Annotated in this window: 16 protein-coding genes; 9 read left to right on the top strand and 7 right to left on the bottom strand. The window is 46.8% G+C overall.

All coding sequences use genetic code 11. The features are described from left to right. The first annotated feature begins 15 nt into the window (after positions 1-15). The 3 genes from HH196_RS09520 to HH196_RS09510 are packed head-to-tail and all read left to right on the top strand — an operon-like array spanning position 16 to position 2526. On the top strand, positions 16-1023 hold the full coding sequence (locus tag HH196_RS09520; protein WP_169451887.1) for a glycosyltransferase family 4 protein: 1008 nt from the start codon (positions 16-18) through the stop codon (positions 1021-1023). A gap of 4 nt (positions 1024-1027) precedes the next feature. Then, positions 1028-1780 carry a polysaccharide deacetylase family protein gene (locus HH196_RS09515; RefSeq protein WP_211160782.1) on the top strand — a complete coding sequence of 251 codons (753 nt, stop codon included), beginning with the start codon at positions 1028-1030 and terminating at the stop codon, positions 1778-1780. Then, complete coding sequence (locus HH196_RS09510) at positions 1777-2526, top strand: glycosyltransferase family 2 protein (RefSeq protein WP_169451886.1); 750 nt, start codon at positions 1777-1779, stop codon at positions 2524-2526. Before HH196_RS09515 ends, HH196_RS09510 begins: the two co-directional genes overlap by 4 nt. On the opposite strand, the gene HH196_RS09505 is transcribed toward HH196_RS09510, so the two are convergent. From HH196_RS09505 to HH196_RS09495, 3 genes are read right to left on the bottom strand one after another with little or no spacing between them, the layout of a single operon-like run. Beyond that, a complete protein-coding gene (locus HH196_RS09505; protein WP_169451885.1) occupies positions 2516-3616 on the bottom strand; it encodes a glycosyltransferase family 4 protein in 1101 nt (366 codons plus the stop codon). The two genes, HH196_RS09510 and HH196_RS09505, sit on opposite strands and share 11 nt — an antisense overlap. An 11-nt stretch (positions 3617-3627) precedes the next feature. Next, positions 3628-4917, bottom strand: coding sequence for a Vi polysaccharide biosynthesis UDP-N-acetylglucosamine C-6 dehydrogenase TviB (tviB, locus tag HH196_RS09500; RefSeq protein ID WP_169451884.1), 1290 nt, complete (start codon positions 4915-4917; stop codon positions 3628-3630). Next, positions 4908-5762 (bottom strand): ELM1/GtrOC1 family putative glycosyltransferase, encoded by an 855-nt coding sequence (locus HH196_RS09495; RefSeq protein ID WP_169451883.1) that lies wholly within the window; start codon positions 5760-5762, stop codon positions 4908-4910. The genes tviB and HH196_RS09495 overlap by 10 nt, the downstream gene beginning before the upstream one ends. A 178-nt stretch (positions 5763-5940) precedes the next feature. On the opposite strand from HH196_RS09495, the gene HH196_RS09490 reads away from it, so the two are divergent. Further along, positions 5941-6936, top strand: a complete 996-nt coding sequence (locus tag HH196_RS09490) for a branched-chain amino acid aminotransferase (RefSeq protein ID WP_169451882.1) — start codon at positions 5941-5943, stop codon at positions 6934-6936. A gap of 73 nt (positions 6937-7009) precedes the next feature. On the opposite strand, the gene HH196_RS09485 is transcribed toward HH196_RS09490, so the two are convergent. Continuing rightward, on the bottom strand, positions 7010-7276 hold the full coding sequence (locus tag HH196_RS09485; protein WP_169451881.1) for a hypothetical protein: 267 nt from the start codon (positions 7274-7276) through the stop codon (positions 7010-7012). 76 nt (positions 7277-7352) lie between these two features. Further along, positions 7353-10202 carry a bifunctional [glutamate--ammonia ligase]-adenylyl-L-tyrosine phosphorylase/[glutamate--ammonia-ligase] adenylyltransferase gene (glnE, locus tag HH196_RS09480; RefSeq protein ID WP_248276848.1) on the bottom strand — a complete coding sequence of 950 codons (2850 nt, stop codon included), beginning with the start codon at positions 10200-10202 and terminating at the stop codon, positions 7353-7355. Positions 10203-10553: 351 nt separating this feature from the next. Here glnE and HH196_RS09475 point away from each other — a divergent pair, with 351 nt between their 5' ends. The 4 genes from HH196_RS09475 to HH196_RS09460 all read left to right on the top strand — a co-directional run bounded on the left by HH196_RS09475 (position 10554) and on the right by HH196_RS09460 (position 14741). Then, complete coding sequence (locus HH196_RS09475; RefSeq protein ID WP_169451880.1) at positions 10554-11570, top strand: amino acid ABC transporter substrate-binding protein; 1017 nt, start codon at positions 10554-10556, stop codon at positions 11568-11570. A 74-nt stretch (positions 11571-11644) separates the two neighbouring features. Beyond that, positions 11645-12865, top strand: a complete 1221-nt coding sequence (locus HH196_RS09470; protein ID WP_169451879.1) for an amino acid ABC transporter permease — start codon at positions 11645-11647, stop codon at positions 12863-12865. 9 nt (positions 12866-12874) lie between these two features. Next, complete coding sequence (locus HH196_RS09465) at positions 12875-13975, top strand: amino acid ABC transporter permease (protein WP_169451878.1); 1101 nt, start codon at positions 12875-12877, stop codon at positions 13973-13975. A 1-nt stretch (position 13976) separates the two neighbouring features. Continuing rightward, the gene (locus HH196_RS09460) at positions 13977-14741 is read left to right on the top strand and encodes an amino acid ABC transporter ATP-binding protein (RefSeq protein ID WP_169451877.1); all 765 of its coding nucleotides are present in this window, start codon (positions 13977-13979) and stop codon (positions 14739-14741) included. A gap of 22 nt (positions 14742-14763) precedes the next feature. On the opposite strand, the gene HH196_RS09455 is transcribed toward HH196_RS09460, so the two are convergent. Further along, the gene (locus HH196_RS09455) at positions 14764-15732 is read right to left on the bottom strand and encodes an asparaginase (RefSeq protein WP_169451876.1); all 969 of its coding nucleotides are present in this window, start codon (positions 15730-15732) and stop codon (positions 14764-14766) included. Further along, on the bottom strand, positions 15732-16721 hold the full coding sequence (locus HH196_RS09450) for a CYTH domain-containing protein (protein ID WP_169451875.1): 990 nt from the start codon (positions 16719-16721) through the stop codon (positions 15732-15734). Before HH196_RS09450 ends, HH196_RS09455 begins: the two co-directional genes overlap by 1 nt. 102 nt (positions 16722-16823) lie before the next feature. Here HH196_RS09450 and argE point away from each other — a divergent pair, with 102 nt between their 5' ends. Next, a complete protein-coding gene (gene argE, locus HH196_RS09445; RefSeq protein ID WP_169451874.1) occupies positions 16824-17978 on the top strand; it encodes an acetylornithine deacetylase in 1155 nt (384 codons plus the stop codon). Position 17979: the final 1 nt, after the last annotated feature.

Below are 17979 nucleotides of genomic sequence, written 5' to 3'. Positions count from 1 at the left end.
GGTATGGAAAGCGTCATGTTTTCGTTAGCAAACAACCTAAGCGGTCTAGATTGGTCAATATGTGTTGTGGCTAACAAGTCGTTACCCGGAAAGTTTAAGTTCGAGCATTACTCTATATCGGTGCCCAAACTGATCCGTAATGTCGCCAAAAGGATTTTTTTAAGCTTTAAAGATAAACCTGATCTTTATCTATGCGATAGCTGGAAAAGCGTTGAAGCCATACCCCAAAACAACATCCCGATTGTCGTTTTAGCGCATGGCCAAGAGTATTTAGATACCAGAAAATCTAAACGTATTGTTCAAGCTCTCAACAGAGCTGAAAAAATCGTCTCCTCGTCTAAAGCCACCATTGAATTAATTGCTGCGCTTAACAAGGAACAAGCATCAAAGGCCATTTGTATTTATCCTACCTACGGCCTATATGAAAATCACATATCAATCCCTGAATATAGCTCAGACGCGCCTCTAAAAATTCTATCTCTAAGCAGAATCGAAAAACGGAAAGGGCTCTTTCAAAGTGCATTAGCTTTAAGAGAGCTTCATATGGAAGGCTGTAACTTAGAGTGGAATATCGCCGGCAGCGGGCCTGACTTAGAGGAGCTAAAACTGAGCTGTGCAGATCTACCCTTCGTAAAGTTTTTGGGTAGAGTTGATGACCAAGAGAAAGATGACCTATACAGTTCCCATCAGCTTTTCTTAATGCCGAGTTACCAAGAGGGACTTTCACTCGAAGGTTTTGGCATAACATACATTGAAGCAGCTCAATTCGGCTTAGCATCAATTGGCGGTATCGCTGGAGGCGCAAAAGAGGCAGTTATCGATGGTCTAACGGGATGGAGTGTTGATGGCTCAAACCACCTAGAAATTCGAGCTGCAATCACCGAGGCCTACTCTAACCGGAAGTTGTTATCGGAATATGGAAACAATGCTAAGCAACGCTTTGATAACGAATTGGTGAGTCACAAAGTGACAAACAATTTATCAAAAATTTTAATCAACGTTATCGATTCGAGTGGAAATTAATTTGATGATTTATTCTCTCCTCGTTTTAGCCTTAATCGTTGGAGCAATATATTTCGCTGCTCATTACAACATCTGGCGACCAATTCGCCCCTTTAACCAACCTCGAGTATTGATGTACCACAGCATCAACGAGAGGGTTGATAATTTAAATGCAGAGCTTGCAGTAGACCCTAAGAATTTTGAAAAGCAACTTAAGCTACTAAAAAGTAAAGAGTATGAGTTTTGCACCATATCGGAATTAATAGATAGCCATAAAAGCAATACAAAATGTGTTGCGATAACTTTTGATGATGGCTTTAAAGATAACTATGAAATCGCTTTTCCTTTGTTGAAAAAATATGGGGCAAAAGCAACCATATACTTAGCTCCTGAAATTTCGGAGATAGAGAAATTAAGCCCTGAAATGATCAGGGAGATGGCTACTTCGGGATTAGTCGAGTTTGGCGCCCATACCCTTAACCACATAAATTTACAAAACTGTGACCTTGAAACAGCAAGATTTGAAGTTCTAACCTCGAAAAGTCGAGTTGAAGAGCTTACAGGCAAGAGATGCAATGCATTTGCTTATCCATTCGGACGATTTACGGATGAGGTTGTTGATATTGTTAAGACTTCGGGTTTTAACTCAGCAGTTACAGTAAAAAAAGGCATTTCTGAAATAGTGGATCCGTTTCGAATTATGCGAATTTCAGTACTTCGCTCAACCAATCTTCTGCAGTTTAGGATTGCACTTTCTAGAGGTCGATACAAAGTATGATCAGCATCTACATAGTCACTAAAAATGAAGAGAGAAACATAGAACGGGCACTAAAAAGTGTTGAAGGAATGGGTGAAGTAGTCGTTGTTGATAGTGGCAGTACAGACAAGACATTGGAGATTGCTTCAAAACTAAATGCCAAGGTTAGCTTCCATGAGTGGCTCGGCATGGCGCAACAGAAAGAACATGCAAAAAATCTCTGTACAAACGACTGGGTGCTCAACCTAGATGCGGATGAGGAACTCAGCCCAGAACTAAAATCAGAAATACTGGAGGTTATCCAAAGATCGGATATTTCAGGGGCAAACATACCTATTGAAGAGTATTTTCTTGGATATCCGATACACCAAATAACCAAAAAGAATTCACACGTTAGGCTATTTAAGAAAGCACTCGGCTCTTATGGCAATGAACGCTTCCATGAGACACCAACAGTTGAAGGCAAAATAATCGATCTAAAGGGGGGAATCCGTCACTACGGAGAAACCTCTATCGACGTGAAGGTGAGTAAAATCAACCTCTACTCCTCTGGTAAAGCGATTGATAAATTTGAAAAAGGGAAACGCAGTTCAATCCTTAAACTCATCACAATAATGCCACTCGCATTTATAAAGTCATACTTTATTAAACGAAATCTCTTAAATGGAAAGAGGGGTTTTATTGGGAGTATGATCAATGCTTTTTATGCGTTTCTCAAAGAGGCTAAATTATATGAAGCTGAACTTAAAAGTAGATCTAAGAAATAGTGGAGCCGTAGGCTTCCAAAGTAGCAGAAAGCATGTTCTCTTTAGTAAAAACCGATGCAGGCATAGGTACTGAACGGTTAACAAGTTTCTCACATGTCAGTTTGTTCAAACTGGTCATTGAGCTCAATTGAACTCTTCCTTCGGGATAGATCTCGGCAAGAATTTCACCCACTCCACCATGATCATAACCCAGTACTGAGCGGCCTAACGACAATGCCTCTAGAACAGTACGTCCAAAGGATTCTGGTTTAGTTGATAGGGAGTAGATAATCTCGCTGATTGCGAAAATTTCGCGGATGTCTCTTCTCGCGCCGGTGAACGTTACCCGATCGCTCAACCCCAGCTCTTTAACTCGTCGATACAGCTCATTTGCATACTCTTTACGCTTAGGATCTTCTCCGCCTACGATCAACGCATGGACGTCATCATTTTCTGCAGCTATTGAGTGCATTAGCTCCAAAAAGTCATGATGCCCTTTGAGGCGAGTTAAGCGTCCAGGTAAACAGAGGATTTTCTTTCCCTTTGCTTTTGGAAATTGCTCAAAAAAAGAGTCTTTCCAATCACTAGATGCCACATAGCCGTATGGCCACTCAGCTGGATCGACTCCACGGTAGATCAGCTTAATATTTTCAGGAGGGGTATCTGGGTAATTGCTAAGTATGTACTCTTTAACTGTGTTCGAGACAGCAATTACAGCTTCGCCACGACACATTATATGTGAGTACTTACTGACCGAATAAAGCCCGTGAACAGTGGTAATCAGTTTTGGTCTACTCGCTTTTGGCAACCCTTTCCAAGCAAACCAAGCGACCCATGCTGGCATTCGTGAACGTAGATGCAGAATATCTGGTCGCTCCTGTTTAAGGAAACGACGAAAGGCCCAAATGTGCCTAAAAGTGAGAAGGGATTTTCTTCCAAGATCCCATGAAACATGGCGACTACCTTCAGACTCGAGTTGCGCAACCATAGAGCCACCAGCCGATACGACAATCGACTCATGGCCCTGCTCAACCAGATACTTAGCGACTTCCAAGGTGCCTTTTTCGACACCTCCGCCATTGAGTGCTGGAAGGAGCTGAACTACTTTCATCAATATTGCCGTTAAAGTCGCAGATCTGTTTCGCTCTGTGGGAAAAGGTACTTCAGGTCGTATAAGACGTGATTATCACGACCCCAACCACGTATCTTAGTAACGCCGTAATCACGAAACTCTTGGTGAGCAACTGCAATAATTATTGCGTCGTAATCACCCTGTTGAGGGGTATCGACAAGATCAACACCATATTCATGCTTAGCCTCTTTAGCATCAACCCAAGGATCATGCAGGTCGACCGAAACGCCATAACTCTCAAGCACAGAGACAATATCCACAATACGCGTATTGCGTAGATCTGGGCAGTTCTCTTTAAATGCCAAGCCAAGCACCAATACTCGACTCTCATTGACGTGAATGCGGCGCTTCAACATCGCTTTAACCAACTCATCAGCGACAAACGCACCCATTCCATCATTAATTCGTCGACCCGCTAGAATTACATCTGGAATGTAGCCTGCTGATTGCGCTTTGTAGGTTAGGTAGTAGGGGTCAACACCAATACAGTGGCCACCTACAAGACCTGGACGGAAGGGCAAGAAGTTCCATTTTGTTCCTGCCGCTAAAAGCACCTCTTCCGTATCGATCCCGAGACGATTGAAGATGATGGCGAGTTCATTAATAAGGGCGATATTCAGGTCGCGTTGAGTGTTCTCAATTACCTTAGCCGCCTCAGCTACACGAATACTACTCGCTTTAAATGTTCCAGCTTCTATAACACTCAGGTACAGCTGATCGACAAAATCTGCAACTTCTGGAGTTGAGCCAGAAGTCACTTTCATGATGTTTGGCAGGCGGTGGGTCTTATCACCTGGATTGATTCGCTCAGGGCTGTAACCAGCATAAAAATCTTGGTTAAATCGAAGGCCAGAGCCTGCCTCAATTACAGGGATACAATCCTCTTCTGTCGCACCAGGATAGACAGTTGACTCATAAATCACGATCGCGCCAGCTTGTACCACTCGACCCAATAACTCAGATGCTTTGATCAAAGGAGTCAGATCTGGCTGTTTATGGCCATTTATTGGCGTGGGCACCGTAACAATAAAGACGTCACACCCTTTAAGTGCAGACTCTTCTGAGGCAAAGCTAAGTGAGGTAGCTTCGGCTAACTCTTCAGGGCTCACTTCAAGCGTCGAATCGCGACCTGCACTTAACTCCTGGATGCGGGCAGCATTGATATCGAAGCCGACAACATTCCGCTGCTTACCAAACTCAACCGCGAGTGGCAGACCTACATAACCCAAACCAATAATTGCTATCTTCGCATCTGCGAAGCTTGGAAGACTTACAGCCATCCTCTCTCCAAAATAATCTCTGCGCAGCGATTAGCTTCAGCTAACGGGGTATTAGTTAGGTTGTGGCTTCGTTCTAACGAGTTATCCACTATTCCATCTGCTAACAACATCTGCATTCCACGTTGAGTACGTGAATTGGGGTTAGATTCTAAACTGATCAGCGAGACAGCGCATCCTGCAGTTAACGCTTCGTAGACCATTGAGACACTATCTGAGGTGGCCCAAACGCGTTCGGTGGTTGCAAGAGTATTTGGCAGCCAGTCTTGGGCTACTGATTCTGGCTGTATTAGCTCAACCTTCTCGTTAGCGGCTAGTTCAGATAAAAGTGTTTTAGGCGTGCGACGAGAGGTCGCTACTTTAATGCAATTAGATTCAGTACTGCTAATCAGTGTATCTATAGCATCTATGACCAGTTTATCTTGCCACTTAACGTGTTTACTCGGGCCGCCAACCAACACAAGTGAACTACCAACCTCTTTAACCGCAGGCTTCATTCTATTTAATGCGCCCTTGGTTAGAACTACACGCTCACTGGGTGGGACCTGATCATGCTCGGGTATCAGTAACAAACTAAAGAGTGATTGAGGGTAATTAGGTTTCATTAGCAGCACATTTGGTACGCGATAACGCAACGCTAGCAGCGCATTAATCAACTGTGTACCACTACCTGCACTAATGATTAAGCTGGGCTTGGAGTGCGTTGAAAAAAGTGAGCGCCGAGCATCAGATACCGATATAACCTGCCTCTTAATCTGCGGTTTCAAGGCAATGAGTGCCTCAACGAGACCTAGAGACTGATTAAGGTGTCCCGGCTTTTCATCGCTAATGATCCAAATATCTGACAACACGGCCTCCTAAGCCGTAGAACAATTACGCTCAGGATAATGAAATATCACTGCAAAGACACGGTTCTTTTAGCAAATATCGATTCCAATTTTTGCTGGGATGCTTACAATTGTTCGATTGGATAGTCACCTATCCCTCTACATGCAACATCAGGATGCACAATTAGGAAGTTTTTACATGGCAGCTTTTGGTTCAGTATTCATGCCAGAGATGGCGATCACGACGTTCGATGGCGAGAAATGGAGCCAAGCGGAGATCGTCTCTAGTGACTCGATGAGCTTTCATCCTGGCGCACACGTTCTTCACTACTCAAGCACCTGTTTTGAGGGGTTGAAAGCGTTTCGCCATGAAGATGGTTCTATCAAGATCTTCCGCATGGACAAAAACATTGATCGTCTTGCCCAGAGCAGTCACCTGCTAGGCCTTCCTGAGATCGACAAAGCTCAAGCAGCAGAGATGATTACATCAATCGTAAAACGCTTTGCTGCAGATGTCCCTGCGCCTCCTGGTTCAATGTACATTCGCCCGACCCATGTAGGGACAGAACCTGCAATCGGCAAAGCAGCTGTGCCTTCAATCACTTCTGCACACTACGTTCTGCTTTCACCTGTTGGCGATTACTTTGCTGGCGGGGATAAGGCTCTTCGCCTCTTGGTTGATGACAAAGCGATGCGCTGCCCGCCTCACATGGGCATGATCAAAAGCGGTGGTAACTATGCTGCAGCGATGGGGCCTATTCTTCGCGCTAAAGCTCAGTTCCAAGCTGACCAAGTTCTTTTCTGCCCAGGTGGCGATGTACAAGAGACTGGTGCTGCAAACTTCCTGCTAATTGATGGCAACACAATCATCACTAAAGCACTTGATGAGAGCTTCTTGCACGGTGTAACTCGTGACTCAATACTGACTCTTGCTCGCGATTTGGGTATGGACGTTCAAGAGCGCCAGCTTACTGTAGAAGAGCTATTTGAGCGCGCGGCTAAACCAGGCTGCGAAGCTGCACTCTCAGGCACAGCCGCTGTACTTGCACCTGTTGGAACGCTGATCTACAACGATAAAGAGTACAAAGTGGGTGATGGCGGTATCGGTCAGACTACACTTCGTCTACGTCGTGCGCTGAATGATATTCAGTGGGGTAAGGCTGAAGATCCTCATGGTTGGCTTACGCACCTGTAAGGTCGTAACGAATGGACATCGGGGTCAGAGTAGTCTTGTTAGACTACTCTGACCCCTTTTTATTTGGACCTGTTTAGGGCTTTGGCTGATCAATTTTGTCGTATACAGCGCTGGCTGCAATCATCTGATCGATCAAGTTTTGGTGTTCATCACTAATGCTGTAGCCACTCTCCCACTGCTGATCAAAACGAATCACACGCACGTTATCGTGGATATGGTATTCGTAATGGTGACAAGCAGAGTTCTTCAAAGCTTCAATACGCATTCGCTTAGCTAGCTCATGTAGATCGAGAAGCGACTCAGGTTTTAACGCGACGAAAATCACAAATTTTTCAGCCATTTTTTATTCTCTTTTTAATTGCTTGATGAGTGTTCATTGATAGTAGGCCAATAACGAATCAGCCTACCAGTAAAATTTACTCGGCAAATATCTCCTGCCAAACACCGCTCACCTCTTTGCGCAACTCAGCGAAGGAGTCATCGGAGAGCGTTCCCTTGCGGTTTTGTAACGTCTGGCGATGTCCAAGCGCTCGGTAGGCTTTATAAGCTTCACGAAGGGTTTCGGCTTGTGTGGTAGTGATCAGGGCATGACTTTCCAAGGCGTCTAAGATGCGAATGTTGTCGGTAAACTCAAACAGCGCCGGCACACTCTCCGCATGCTTCAAGACCAAGTATTGAACGCTAAACTCAATATCCACGATACCGCCAGCATCCTGTTTTAGATCGAATTGGCCGCTATTTTCACCACTGCTTAGATGTTTTCGCATTTTGTCACGCATATCAGCCACATCGGTTCTTAGCTGCACTGGGTCACGATGAGCACTGAGAATTTTGGCGCGCACTGCTTCAAACTCTTTTTGTAACCGGCTTGAACCAGCCACCACTCGAGCTCGAACTAAGGCCTGGTGTTCCCAAGTCCACGCCTCTCGCTCCTGATAGTTAAGAAACGCGTTTAGGCTGCTCACCAGGAGTCCAGAGTTGCCAGATGGACGAAGTCGCATATCCACTTCATAAAGCTGTCCCGAAGGGGTGTAGGTATTAAGAATGTGGATAATTTTCTGCCCTAGGCGGGTGAAAAAGAGCTCATTAGCAATCTCTCTATCACCACCAAGGGTTGATAGGGCTGATGGGGCATCGTGGACAAAGACAAGATCAAGGTCAGAGCCGTAAGAGAGCTCAATGCCGCCCAGCTTACCAAATCCAATCACTATAAAGTCCTGATCGCACACCACCCCAGCTTCCCTCTGCGGCGTGCCATATTTGCTAGTCATCTCACGCCAAGCGATATCAAGAACCGCCTGCAAAATGGCTTCTGCAAGCCAAGTAAGATAGTCGCTCACCTTCATCAACGGTAAGGCGCCGGTAATATCAGCGGCAGCGACGCGCAATATATGAGCATTACGGAAGTAGCGCAGTGACTCCATCAACTGCTCCATATCATCCTCAGGAATGCGCATCAGTTGTTGGCGAAGTTCGCTCTGCAGCTCTTCAGCATTCGGTGGGGAAAATAGCTGCCCTGCATTGATCAGCTCATCCAGAAGCACAGGCTGATGCGCTAGCTGTTCTGCAAACCACGAACTTGCTGAACAGAGTCGAATTAACTGCGCTCGTGCTCCAGGGTTTTCCGACAAGAGCACAAGGTAAGCGGAACGTCGCACAATTGCCTGAATCAACTGCAGGACTCGTTCCAGTGTTTCATCACAATTCTCAAGGGCTGCGATCTCTCTTAGGAGTAGTGGAAGCAGCGCTAGAAGACGATCCTGCCCGATATTTTGCAGAGCTTGGACTGTTTTAAGGTGGCGAAGATCGATTAGACGTTTTGCCGTTGTATCCGGCTGTTTAAAGCCAATATCGGCGAGATAGTTTACAAGCGCTTCGCTATCCTCAAACTCGCTCACCCACAAAGCGACAAGCAGAGCGTCACTCTCTTCAGCGTGTTTCTCTTCAGACTCCTCAGCAGGGGCAATCACATCAGCAAAATGCTGAGACACCTTTGCTCTGAATTGGTTGAGATTTTCAAGGAAACTTGGCCAATCAGGTTCACCCATCACATAGGCAAGCCGTTGTTGATTGAGTGAATCAACTGGCAACTCTTGGGTCTGTTTATCGGCAAGCGCTTGAATGCCGTGTTCAGTATTGCGCAAGTAGATATAGGCTTGTGTTAAATCATCCACCACCTGTTGTGGCATGGAAACACACTCTGGCAGAAGCGGCAGGATATTCATCAGCTCTCGCTGCTGCAGGCGCAGATCGCGACCGCCTCGTATTAGCTGAAACGCTTGGGCGATAAACTCCACTTCACGAATACCGCCAGCCCCCAACTTCACATTATTTTCACGGCCTTTGATGCGGTTTTCACGATTGATCATGCCCTTCATTTCACGCAGTGATTCAAAGGCGCTGTAGTCGATATACTTTCTATAGACGAAGGGGCGAAGGTCCATAAATAGGCGTTCCCCTGCCGCTTTATCGCCCGCAATCACTCGCGCTTTAATCAGCGCATAGCGCTCCCATTCACGCCCTTGGGTCTGGTAGTACTGTTCCATCGCATCAAAGCTGGCGACCAGTGGGCCTGAAGAGCCAAATGGGCGCAGGCGCATATCGACACGAAATACAAAACCCTCTGCGGTAGGGGCATCCAAAACACGAATTAAACGCTTACCAAGTCGAGTGAAAAACTCATGATTAGACTCAGAACGCTTGCCGCCTTGGGTTTCGCCGTTTTCTGGGAAGGTGAAGATCAGATCAATGTCTGAGGAGAGATTCAGCTCAAACGCACCAAGCTTACCCATACCGATCACGACCATGCGCTGGGGCTGGCCATCCTGACTGCTCGGCTCGCCCAAATCTTTTGCAAGCTCTCTGTGAAGCCAATTAAGCGCACACTCTGTCGTCGCATCAGCAAGTTCAGAGAGTACACGAGTCGTTTCATTTAGATCTGCTTGGCGAGTTAAGTCGCGCCAGATAATGCGAACCATTTCGCGACGACGAATACGTCGCAGCTGAACACTCAACGCCTCTTCAGACTCAACCGTTGCGATTTGATCTTCAATCTTCTTAGTTAAATAACCAGGCTCATAGCAGCCTAGATGGAACTCCAACTGATCAACAAGATCTGGGTGGCGCTGTAATTGATCAGCAACATAATCAGATCCAACTAACACCTGCTCGAGCTGAGGAATTTGATCGGGAGATAATCTAGTTAATGCCTCTGAAACCTTATCTTTTTGTCTATCTAATAGCTGCTGAAGATCTTCGCTTAACAAAGTTGACTCCTTTGTAATACCCAACAAAAAAGGACAATCATCAACAATCAGATTACACCTAATTTTTAAGGGCGTCCTGGACTAAATCAAAAATGCACCAAGCCAGTGCAGGTCGGACCAATTAAGTGCAGTTTAGTATTGACCTTTCAGTCAGAATGGCCGAAGGTATGCCCACTAAGCGGATCTACTAACAACAAAAGGGATTCACCCTAAATCCCGCAACCGCTGTATACGCTAGGATGATCACATCTTAACTGTCATCCAAATTAAAAAATTATGCGTAACCGGTTTTGTTGGCACGATCGTTGCTGAGTAACTAAGAACAACAACACTCACTAGAGGTATATTTAAATGGCTAAGAAAACTCTTCTCACTGCTTCAATTCTTGCGGCAACTGTCGTTGCTGGCGCAGCTCAGGCGGGCACTCTTGATGACGTTAAATCACGTGGAGAGCTAACTTGTGGTGTTTCTACAGGTCTTGCGGGCTTCTCTCAGAAAGATGAAGCAGGTACTTGGAGCGGTCTTGATGTCGACGTTTGTCGTGCAGTTGCTGCAGCAGTCCTAGGCGATGCATCTAAAGTTCAGTACAAGCCACTGACAGCTAAAGAGCGTTTCACTGCACTAGCATCAGGCGAGATCGACATGCTATCTCGTAACACCACTTGGACTCACACTCGTGATACTTCACTAGGTATCAACTTTGCGGGCACAAACTACTACGATGGTGCTGCATTCATGGTCATGAAAGGCCTAGGCGTGAAATCTGCTAAAGAACTTGATGGTGCTAACGCATGTATCCAGGCAGGTACTTCTACTGAGCTTGCAATTGCCGACTTCTTCCGCGTAAACAACATGTCTTACAAAGCGGTTACTTTCGATACTTCTGACCAGACTCGTATGGGCTTTGAATCAGGTCGTTGTGACTTCCTAACTTCTGACGGTTCACAGCTTGCTGCACTTCGCGTGGGTCTAGCTAATCCAGGTGATGCTATCATCCTTCCAGAAGTGATCTCTAAAGAGCCACTAGGCCCAGTAGTTCGTCAGGGCGATGACCAGTGGTTCAACATTGTTAAGTGGTCTCTAAACGCAATGATCGAAGCTGAAGAGCAGGGCGTAACTTCTGCAAATGCTGACGATATGAAAGCGAACGGCAACCCAGGTAACAAACGTCTTCTTGGTGCTGAAGGTGAGCTAGGTGCAAACCTAGGTCTAGGTGCTGACTGGGCTTACCAGATCGTTAAGCAGGTAGGTAACTACTCTGAGTCGTTCGAGCGTAACGTAGGTAAAGGTTCTCCACTTAACCTAGACCGCGGTATCAACGCTCTATGGAATGCTGGCGGCATCATGTACGCTCCAGCAATGCGTTAATCATTATTTGATGATTCAAAGGGGCACTGCAGGTGCCCCTTTCTGCATAATTTCTTTTAACCTGGGTCTTTTTAATGTTTAAAGAGAAAACGTTAGAAGAGCTGAAATCTGCCGCGCGAAAATCTCGTAAGGGCGGAGCCTCAGGCGCCTTCTACAACAACCCTCAGGTACGAGCAATTTTTTACCAAATACTATTGGTACTAGGACTGCTCTACTTCTTTGGGAATATTATTGGTAACACGCTTGGCAATATGGAAGCTATCGGTATCAAAACCGGTTTCAGCTTCTTAAGTTCTGCGGCGGGTTACGACGTATTGATGTCATTGATTCCATTTGAATCAACAGATACCTATGGCCGAATATTCGTTGTCGGTTTCCTAAATACACTTCTGGTATCTGCAATAGGCATCGTGTTCGCAACCATTTTGGGGTTTGTGTTTGGTGTTGCACACTTCTCACACAACTGGGTGGTTCGCAAAATAGCGCTGGTATATGTCGAGATTTTTCGAAACATTCCACTGCTACTTCAGGTGTTCTTTTGGTACTTTGCGGTCCTTGCAAGTCTACCAGGTGCAAGACAGAGCCTAAGTCTTGGCGAAGCAGTTTTCCTTAACGTTCGTGGCCTTTACTTCCCTAAACTAATCGGCAATGACATCGCTTGGATCGTATGGACAGCGCTAGCGGCAGCGATCGCAGGCATATTTGTTTTGCGTCGTTGGGCAAAACGTCGTCAGGATGAAACAGGTCAGCAGTTCCCCGTTCTTAAAGCGAGTCTTGGACTGATCGTCGGCCTACCTCTTATAGCTGCAGCGCTCACTGGCTTTCCATTTACAGTCGAATATCCAGCACTTAAAGGCTTTAACTACTTTGGCGGTGTAACGGTCATTCCTGAATTGATGGCGCTTGCCTTGGCACTTTCAGTCTACACAGGTGCATTCATTGCAGAAGCGGTTCGTGCCGGCGTGCAGGCTATTCCTCACGGTCAAACAGAAGCTGCGCGCAGTCTCGGTCTTCGTGAAAACAAGATCATGTCGCTGATTATTGTTCCACAAGCGATGCGTGTCATTGTTCCGCTACTCAACTCTGAATATCAATCGCTTGTGAAGAACTCGACACTCGCCGCTGCCATTGGTTACCCAGATCTGTTCAACGTATTCGTTGGTACCGCTCTTAACCAGACAGGCCAAGCGATTGAGACTATATTCATGACCATCATTGTCTACTTCGTAGTCAACATGGTGATTTCATTCCTCATGAACCGCTTTAACAATGCGGTCGCTCTGGTTTCACGATAGGAGATTAAGATGAAAGATTTTACTCCGATTCCAGCACGTCCAGCGCCAGTTAAAACGGTAGGCATGGTAGCGTGGATGAGAGAAAACCTCTTCTCATCCATACCAAACAGCGTAACTACGCTAGCGGTCATCGCGTTACTGATTTACTACATTCCAGGCCTAGTAGATTGGGCATTCATCTCTGCAAACTGGTCAGGCACAACCGAAAATGACTGTGTGAAAGATGGCGCCTGTTGGGTCTTCGTTAATGCTTGGTCATATCAGTTCTTCTACGGCACCTACCCTATCGAAGAGGTGTGGCGAATTAACCTAACACTGCTACTGCTGGTAATGGTGATTATTGGTTCATTCACTCTGCCTAAGCAGATTCGACTTAAAGTTTCGATTGCATCTTGGTTAGCTCTACCATTGGTTGGCATAGCGATTCTTGATGGCCGCATGGTTGGCTTACCAGTAGTTGGCACTGAACTTTGGGGTGGTTTCACACTGAACGTCTTTATGGCAGCTGCGAGTATAATTGTCGCGTTCCCATTCAGTTTCTTGTGGGCCCTAGGTCGCCGTTCAGAGATGCCTTTCATCCGTTCGATCTCGGTAGTATTTATCGAGTTCTTCCGTGGTGTACCTGTGCTATCACTGTTCTTCATGGGCTCAGTGATGTTGCCTCTCTTCTTCGCGGAGGGAACCAACGTCGACAAGCTGATCCGTGTTTGGCTGGTACTCATATTCTTCATGTCAGGCTACATGGCTGAGGTGTTCCGTGGTGGTTTTGCAGCGGTCCCTTCTGGTCAATATGAAGCGGCAGACTCTATCGGTCTTAGCTACTGGCAGAAGATTCTCCTTATTATCCTGCCACAGGTGATTAAGGTCTCGATGCCAAATATCCTGGCAACATTTGTCATGCTGTTTAAGAACACCACGTTCTTGTTGATCATCGGTATTCCAGAAGTGGTACAGACACTTCAAACAGCACTTTCTAACTCTTACTGGTTAGGTGGCCACGCACTTGAAGGCTACCTGTTCGTGTTCTTCGTCTTCTGGGCAAGCTGTTTCAGCATGTCAGTACTTGCACGTCGTATCGAACGCCAAATGAACACTGATAAGCGAGGCTAAAATGACCGCGATTAAGTCAGCAGCAGACTCTGAAGAAATCATCGTAATTGAGAACCTAAACAAGTGGTACGGTAACTTTCACGTACTGCGTGATATCAACCTTCGCGTTAAGAAGGGCGAGCGTATTGTTATCTGTGGCCCATCAGGCTCTGGTAAATCAACTACGATTCGCTGTATCAACCGCCTAGAGGAGTTCCAAGAGGGATCTCTCGTTGTTGATGGTGTCGAGATGATTGAAGATGTGAAAAACATTGAGCGCATTCGTAAGGATGTTGGCATGGTGTTCCAGCACTTCAACCTATTCCCACACCTAACCATCCTTGAGAACCTAACCCTAGGTCCTATCTGGGTGCAGAAGAAGCCAAAAGCGGAAGCGGAAGAGATCGCTATGAAGTATCTCGAGCGCGTAAAAATCCCTGATCAGGCTGATAAATACCCAGGCCAGCTTTCAGGTGGCCAGCAACAGCGTGTAGCGATTGCGCGTTCACTCTGTATGAACCCAAACATCATGCTATTTGATGAGCCAACCTCAGCACTTGATCCAGAGATGATCAAAGAGGTACTGGATGTAATGGTAGAGCTTGCTGAAGATGGCATGACCATGCTCTGTGTAACACACGAGATGGGCTTTGCTAAGAAGGTAGCGGACCGAGTGATCTTTATGGATGCGGGCCAGATTGTTGAAGAGAACGAACCTAACGAGTTCTTCAACAACCCTCAGAATGAGCGAACTAAGCTCTTCCTAAGCCAGATTTTAGGTCACTAAACTAACTCATCTAAGCGCAAGCTTAGAACTCGCCACAAAGCGGCTGCGACCATTGGGTTTCAGCCGCTTTTTTGTCGCCTGTAGCCAACAGATAGTGAAGCTTGGCAAAGGCGGCTTCTGGGGTCATATCAAAGCCATCTAGGGCACCAAGCTCAACCAGCAACGAACCTGTTGCGTAGGTACCTTGAACGACTCGACCTCGCTGACACTGTGTCATATTCACTAACAGCACCCCCTTATTAGCCGCGCGCTTTAAGCCCTCGGCAAGATCACTAGACTGCATGGGAATATTGCCAGAGCCAAAACTCAAAAGAATGATCGCTTCTAACCGACTATCAGCCAACAGTGCATCCACTTGCGATGCCGGAATACCTGGATAGATAAGCAGGGTAGCGACAGAACCCGGTTTAAAAGTTGGTAGATTCTCAAATAGCGCTGAAGCCGACTCAACACTAACTGCCGCTGATTTAATCAAGCCATTAGGACAAGCAAAGGCCTCCAGCCCTTGTGCATCAACTTTACGAACTCGATTACCTTGCAATAACTTGCCGCCAAAACAGACACTCACCCCAGGAAGTTCGCGTCTTGTTAGGAAATGGAGTGAATCAACGAGGTTTGTCTCGGCATCACTCCCCTCAGTGCCAAGGGGATATTGTGACCCGGTTACCGCTACCGGCTTATCAAATCCACGCAGTGCAAAACTGAGCATCGAGGATGTGTAGGCGAGAGTGTCTGTTCCGTGAATGATAAGAAACGCGCCATACTCATTACGGTTGTCTGCTATAGCAGAGAGGATTCGACTCCAATCGGTTACAGCCAAATCAGAGCTGTCTATCAAAGGGGCCAGATCGAGCACCGAAAAGTTAAAATCGGTCGCCTCTTCAACCAGGTCCATAATCCGCGCTTCAAGTTCGCCTGAAGGCTCCAACCCCAAAGGCCCCTCGACCATTCCGAAAGTACCACCCGTATTAACGATAAGAATGCGTTTCATTACTCACCCCGCAAAAGGAAGCCCGCTGTGTTAAGTGCTAATTTGCCAATCTCTTGATCAGCTAGCAACTCTGAAACAAATAATTTGTGCTTATCTTGAACTGTGCGATACCAAACAGGGTCTGATCCGGAAAAGTAAGCGGTGTCCATCAGAGGCAGTAATTTCAGCAGTAGCTTCTCGTAGTCAGCTACTAACTCCTGTGCCGGTGTGCCTAATTGTCGTAACACAGAAATTAGACGCTCAATTGCGGAACAGAGCACCGTTGTTACCTTAGGTGTCTGCGTAACCAACAGCAGTTCAAAACAGCGTTGCCAGGAGATGGTGAGCTCCACTGCTAACCGTTTAATCGACTCTGTGTCTGGTTTATCCACTACTAGATTGGGCAGCTCTGGAACGGGTGGGTGCTCAAATTTTAACTCTTGGCCCCGTTGAGCTTTACTGCGCTGGCCAATCCAGACAGGAATCTCGCCTGCAATTTCGGTGGCAAGCGTCAGTAGCGCACTTGCGTCGCCCGCTTTTAACTCAAGTTCGATCTCTGAGATTGGCTCTATGCGATTGCCAGTTCTTACCTCACCCTGATCACAGGCGATCTCAACAACGCTTTCACCTCTGTTAACCAACCAAGTCGTGCGTTTAAAGTTGGTTGAGAAAACAGGATAGAGCTGTTCAACATCGACCGTTTCGGGAAGGTTGGGACGTAACAGATCTAAGTCGAGATTTGGCCCTGCCAATGGCCACTCAAGCTCACCTCGATTGGAGAGACCGGAGGCATCTGTTGTCCCTGCAGTTTTCAACGTTTGCAGCCACTGCTCACCGGATTTTCTGACGCGAAGCGCTATCTTTAGAGACTTCAAGCTCTCCTCGGGGGTATCATAGTAGAGGTTGAGCAGTAACTTCTGCTCGGCAGGCACCCCGTTGAGTAGCGGAATATCTTTAAAGGTTGTGATGGTGGTCGGAAGACAACCCAGTTTTAACTCTAGCTCTCTCATGATCTCGCAAGCAGCAAATAAAATTTGTCATAGTCTATCAACAACTAATGACCCAATCTGCTTAAAGAGCTAAAGTGATTCAAAGTTTTGAGGTCTATTTACATGCCAATGCCACCCAAACCCATTGAGATGATAAGCGAGCTGATTGCCCGCCCCTCGATCAGCTCAACCTCCGTTCAGTGGAATCAACCTAACCTTGGGGTGATTGAGCTGCTGCACAGCTGGTTAGAGGGGTTAGGATTTAGTTGTGAAGTGATGCAGGTTCCTGGCGAGCCTGGTAAAGCGAACCTTATTGCGACTCTCGGCCAAGGGCCCGGGGGGCTTGTACTTTCTGGCCATACCGACACGGTACCCTGTGATCCTGAGCTTTGGAAATCGGATCCATTCAAAGTGGTAGAGCGTGACCAGAAACTCTATGGCCTTGGCACCTGTGACATGAAAGGGTTTCTTGCACTCGCTGTAGAGGCTGCAAAAACCTATAAGGATACGCCGCTAAAAGCCCCTCTCATTATTCTTGCTACTGCAGACGAAGAGTCCTCGATGTCGGGCGCGAAAGCACTTGTAGATGCCGGCCGACCCAAAGCGCGCGTTGCTGTGATTGGTGAGCCCACGGGGTTAAAACCGATTCGCATGCATAAAGGAATGATGATGGAGGCTGTTCGTATTGAAGGTCAGTCTGGACACTCATCCGATCCCTCCCTGGGCGCGAATGCCTTAGAGGCGATGCACAGCGTCATGGGTGAGCTACTCACGATTCGCCAAGAGCTTCAGGCCAACTATAGAAACAGCAGTTTCAAGATCGATGTACCAACCATGAACTTTGGCTGCATCCACGGTGGTGATAATCCAAACCGCATCTGTGGCCAATGTGAGATGGAGTTTGATCTTCGCCCGTTACCAGGCATGTCGATGGACGGCTTGCGCAACATGATTAGCGAGCGACTGCACCCCATTGAAGCGAAGCATCGAGTCGAGCTTAATGTGCGCTCTCTCTTTCCGGGAATTCCTCCCTTTGAGCAGAGTGAAACCGAGTTTGTATCGGTAGTTGAGAAGCTTACTGGGCATAAGGCACAAGCTGTTGCCTTTGGTACGGAAGCCCCATTTTTACAGCAGATGGGTATGGAGACGCTGGTGCTTGGACCTGGCTCAATAAACCAAGCGCATCAGCCCGATGAGTATCTAGCGCTAGACCAGTTAGCGCCGACCCTCGATCTGTTGCATAATCTGATTAATCGATACTGTGTTGAAGGCTGTTAGG

It is taken from the genome of Marinobacterium sp. LSUCC0821, assembly GCF_012848475.1.
In the GTDB taxonomy this organism is placed as follows: domain Bacteria; phylum Pseudomonadota; class Gammaproteobacteria; order Pseudomonadales; family Balneatricaceae; genus Marinobacterium_E.
This window is presented reverse-complemented; position numbering and strand designations above follow the sequence as displayed.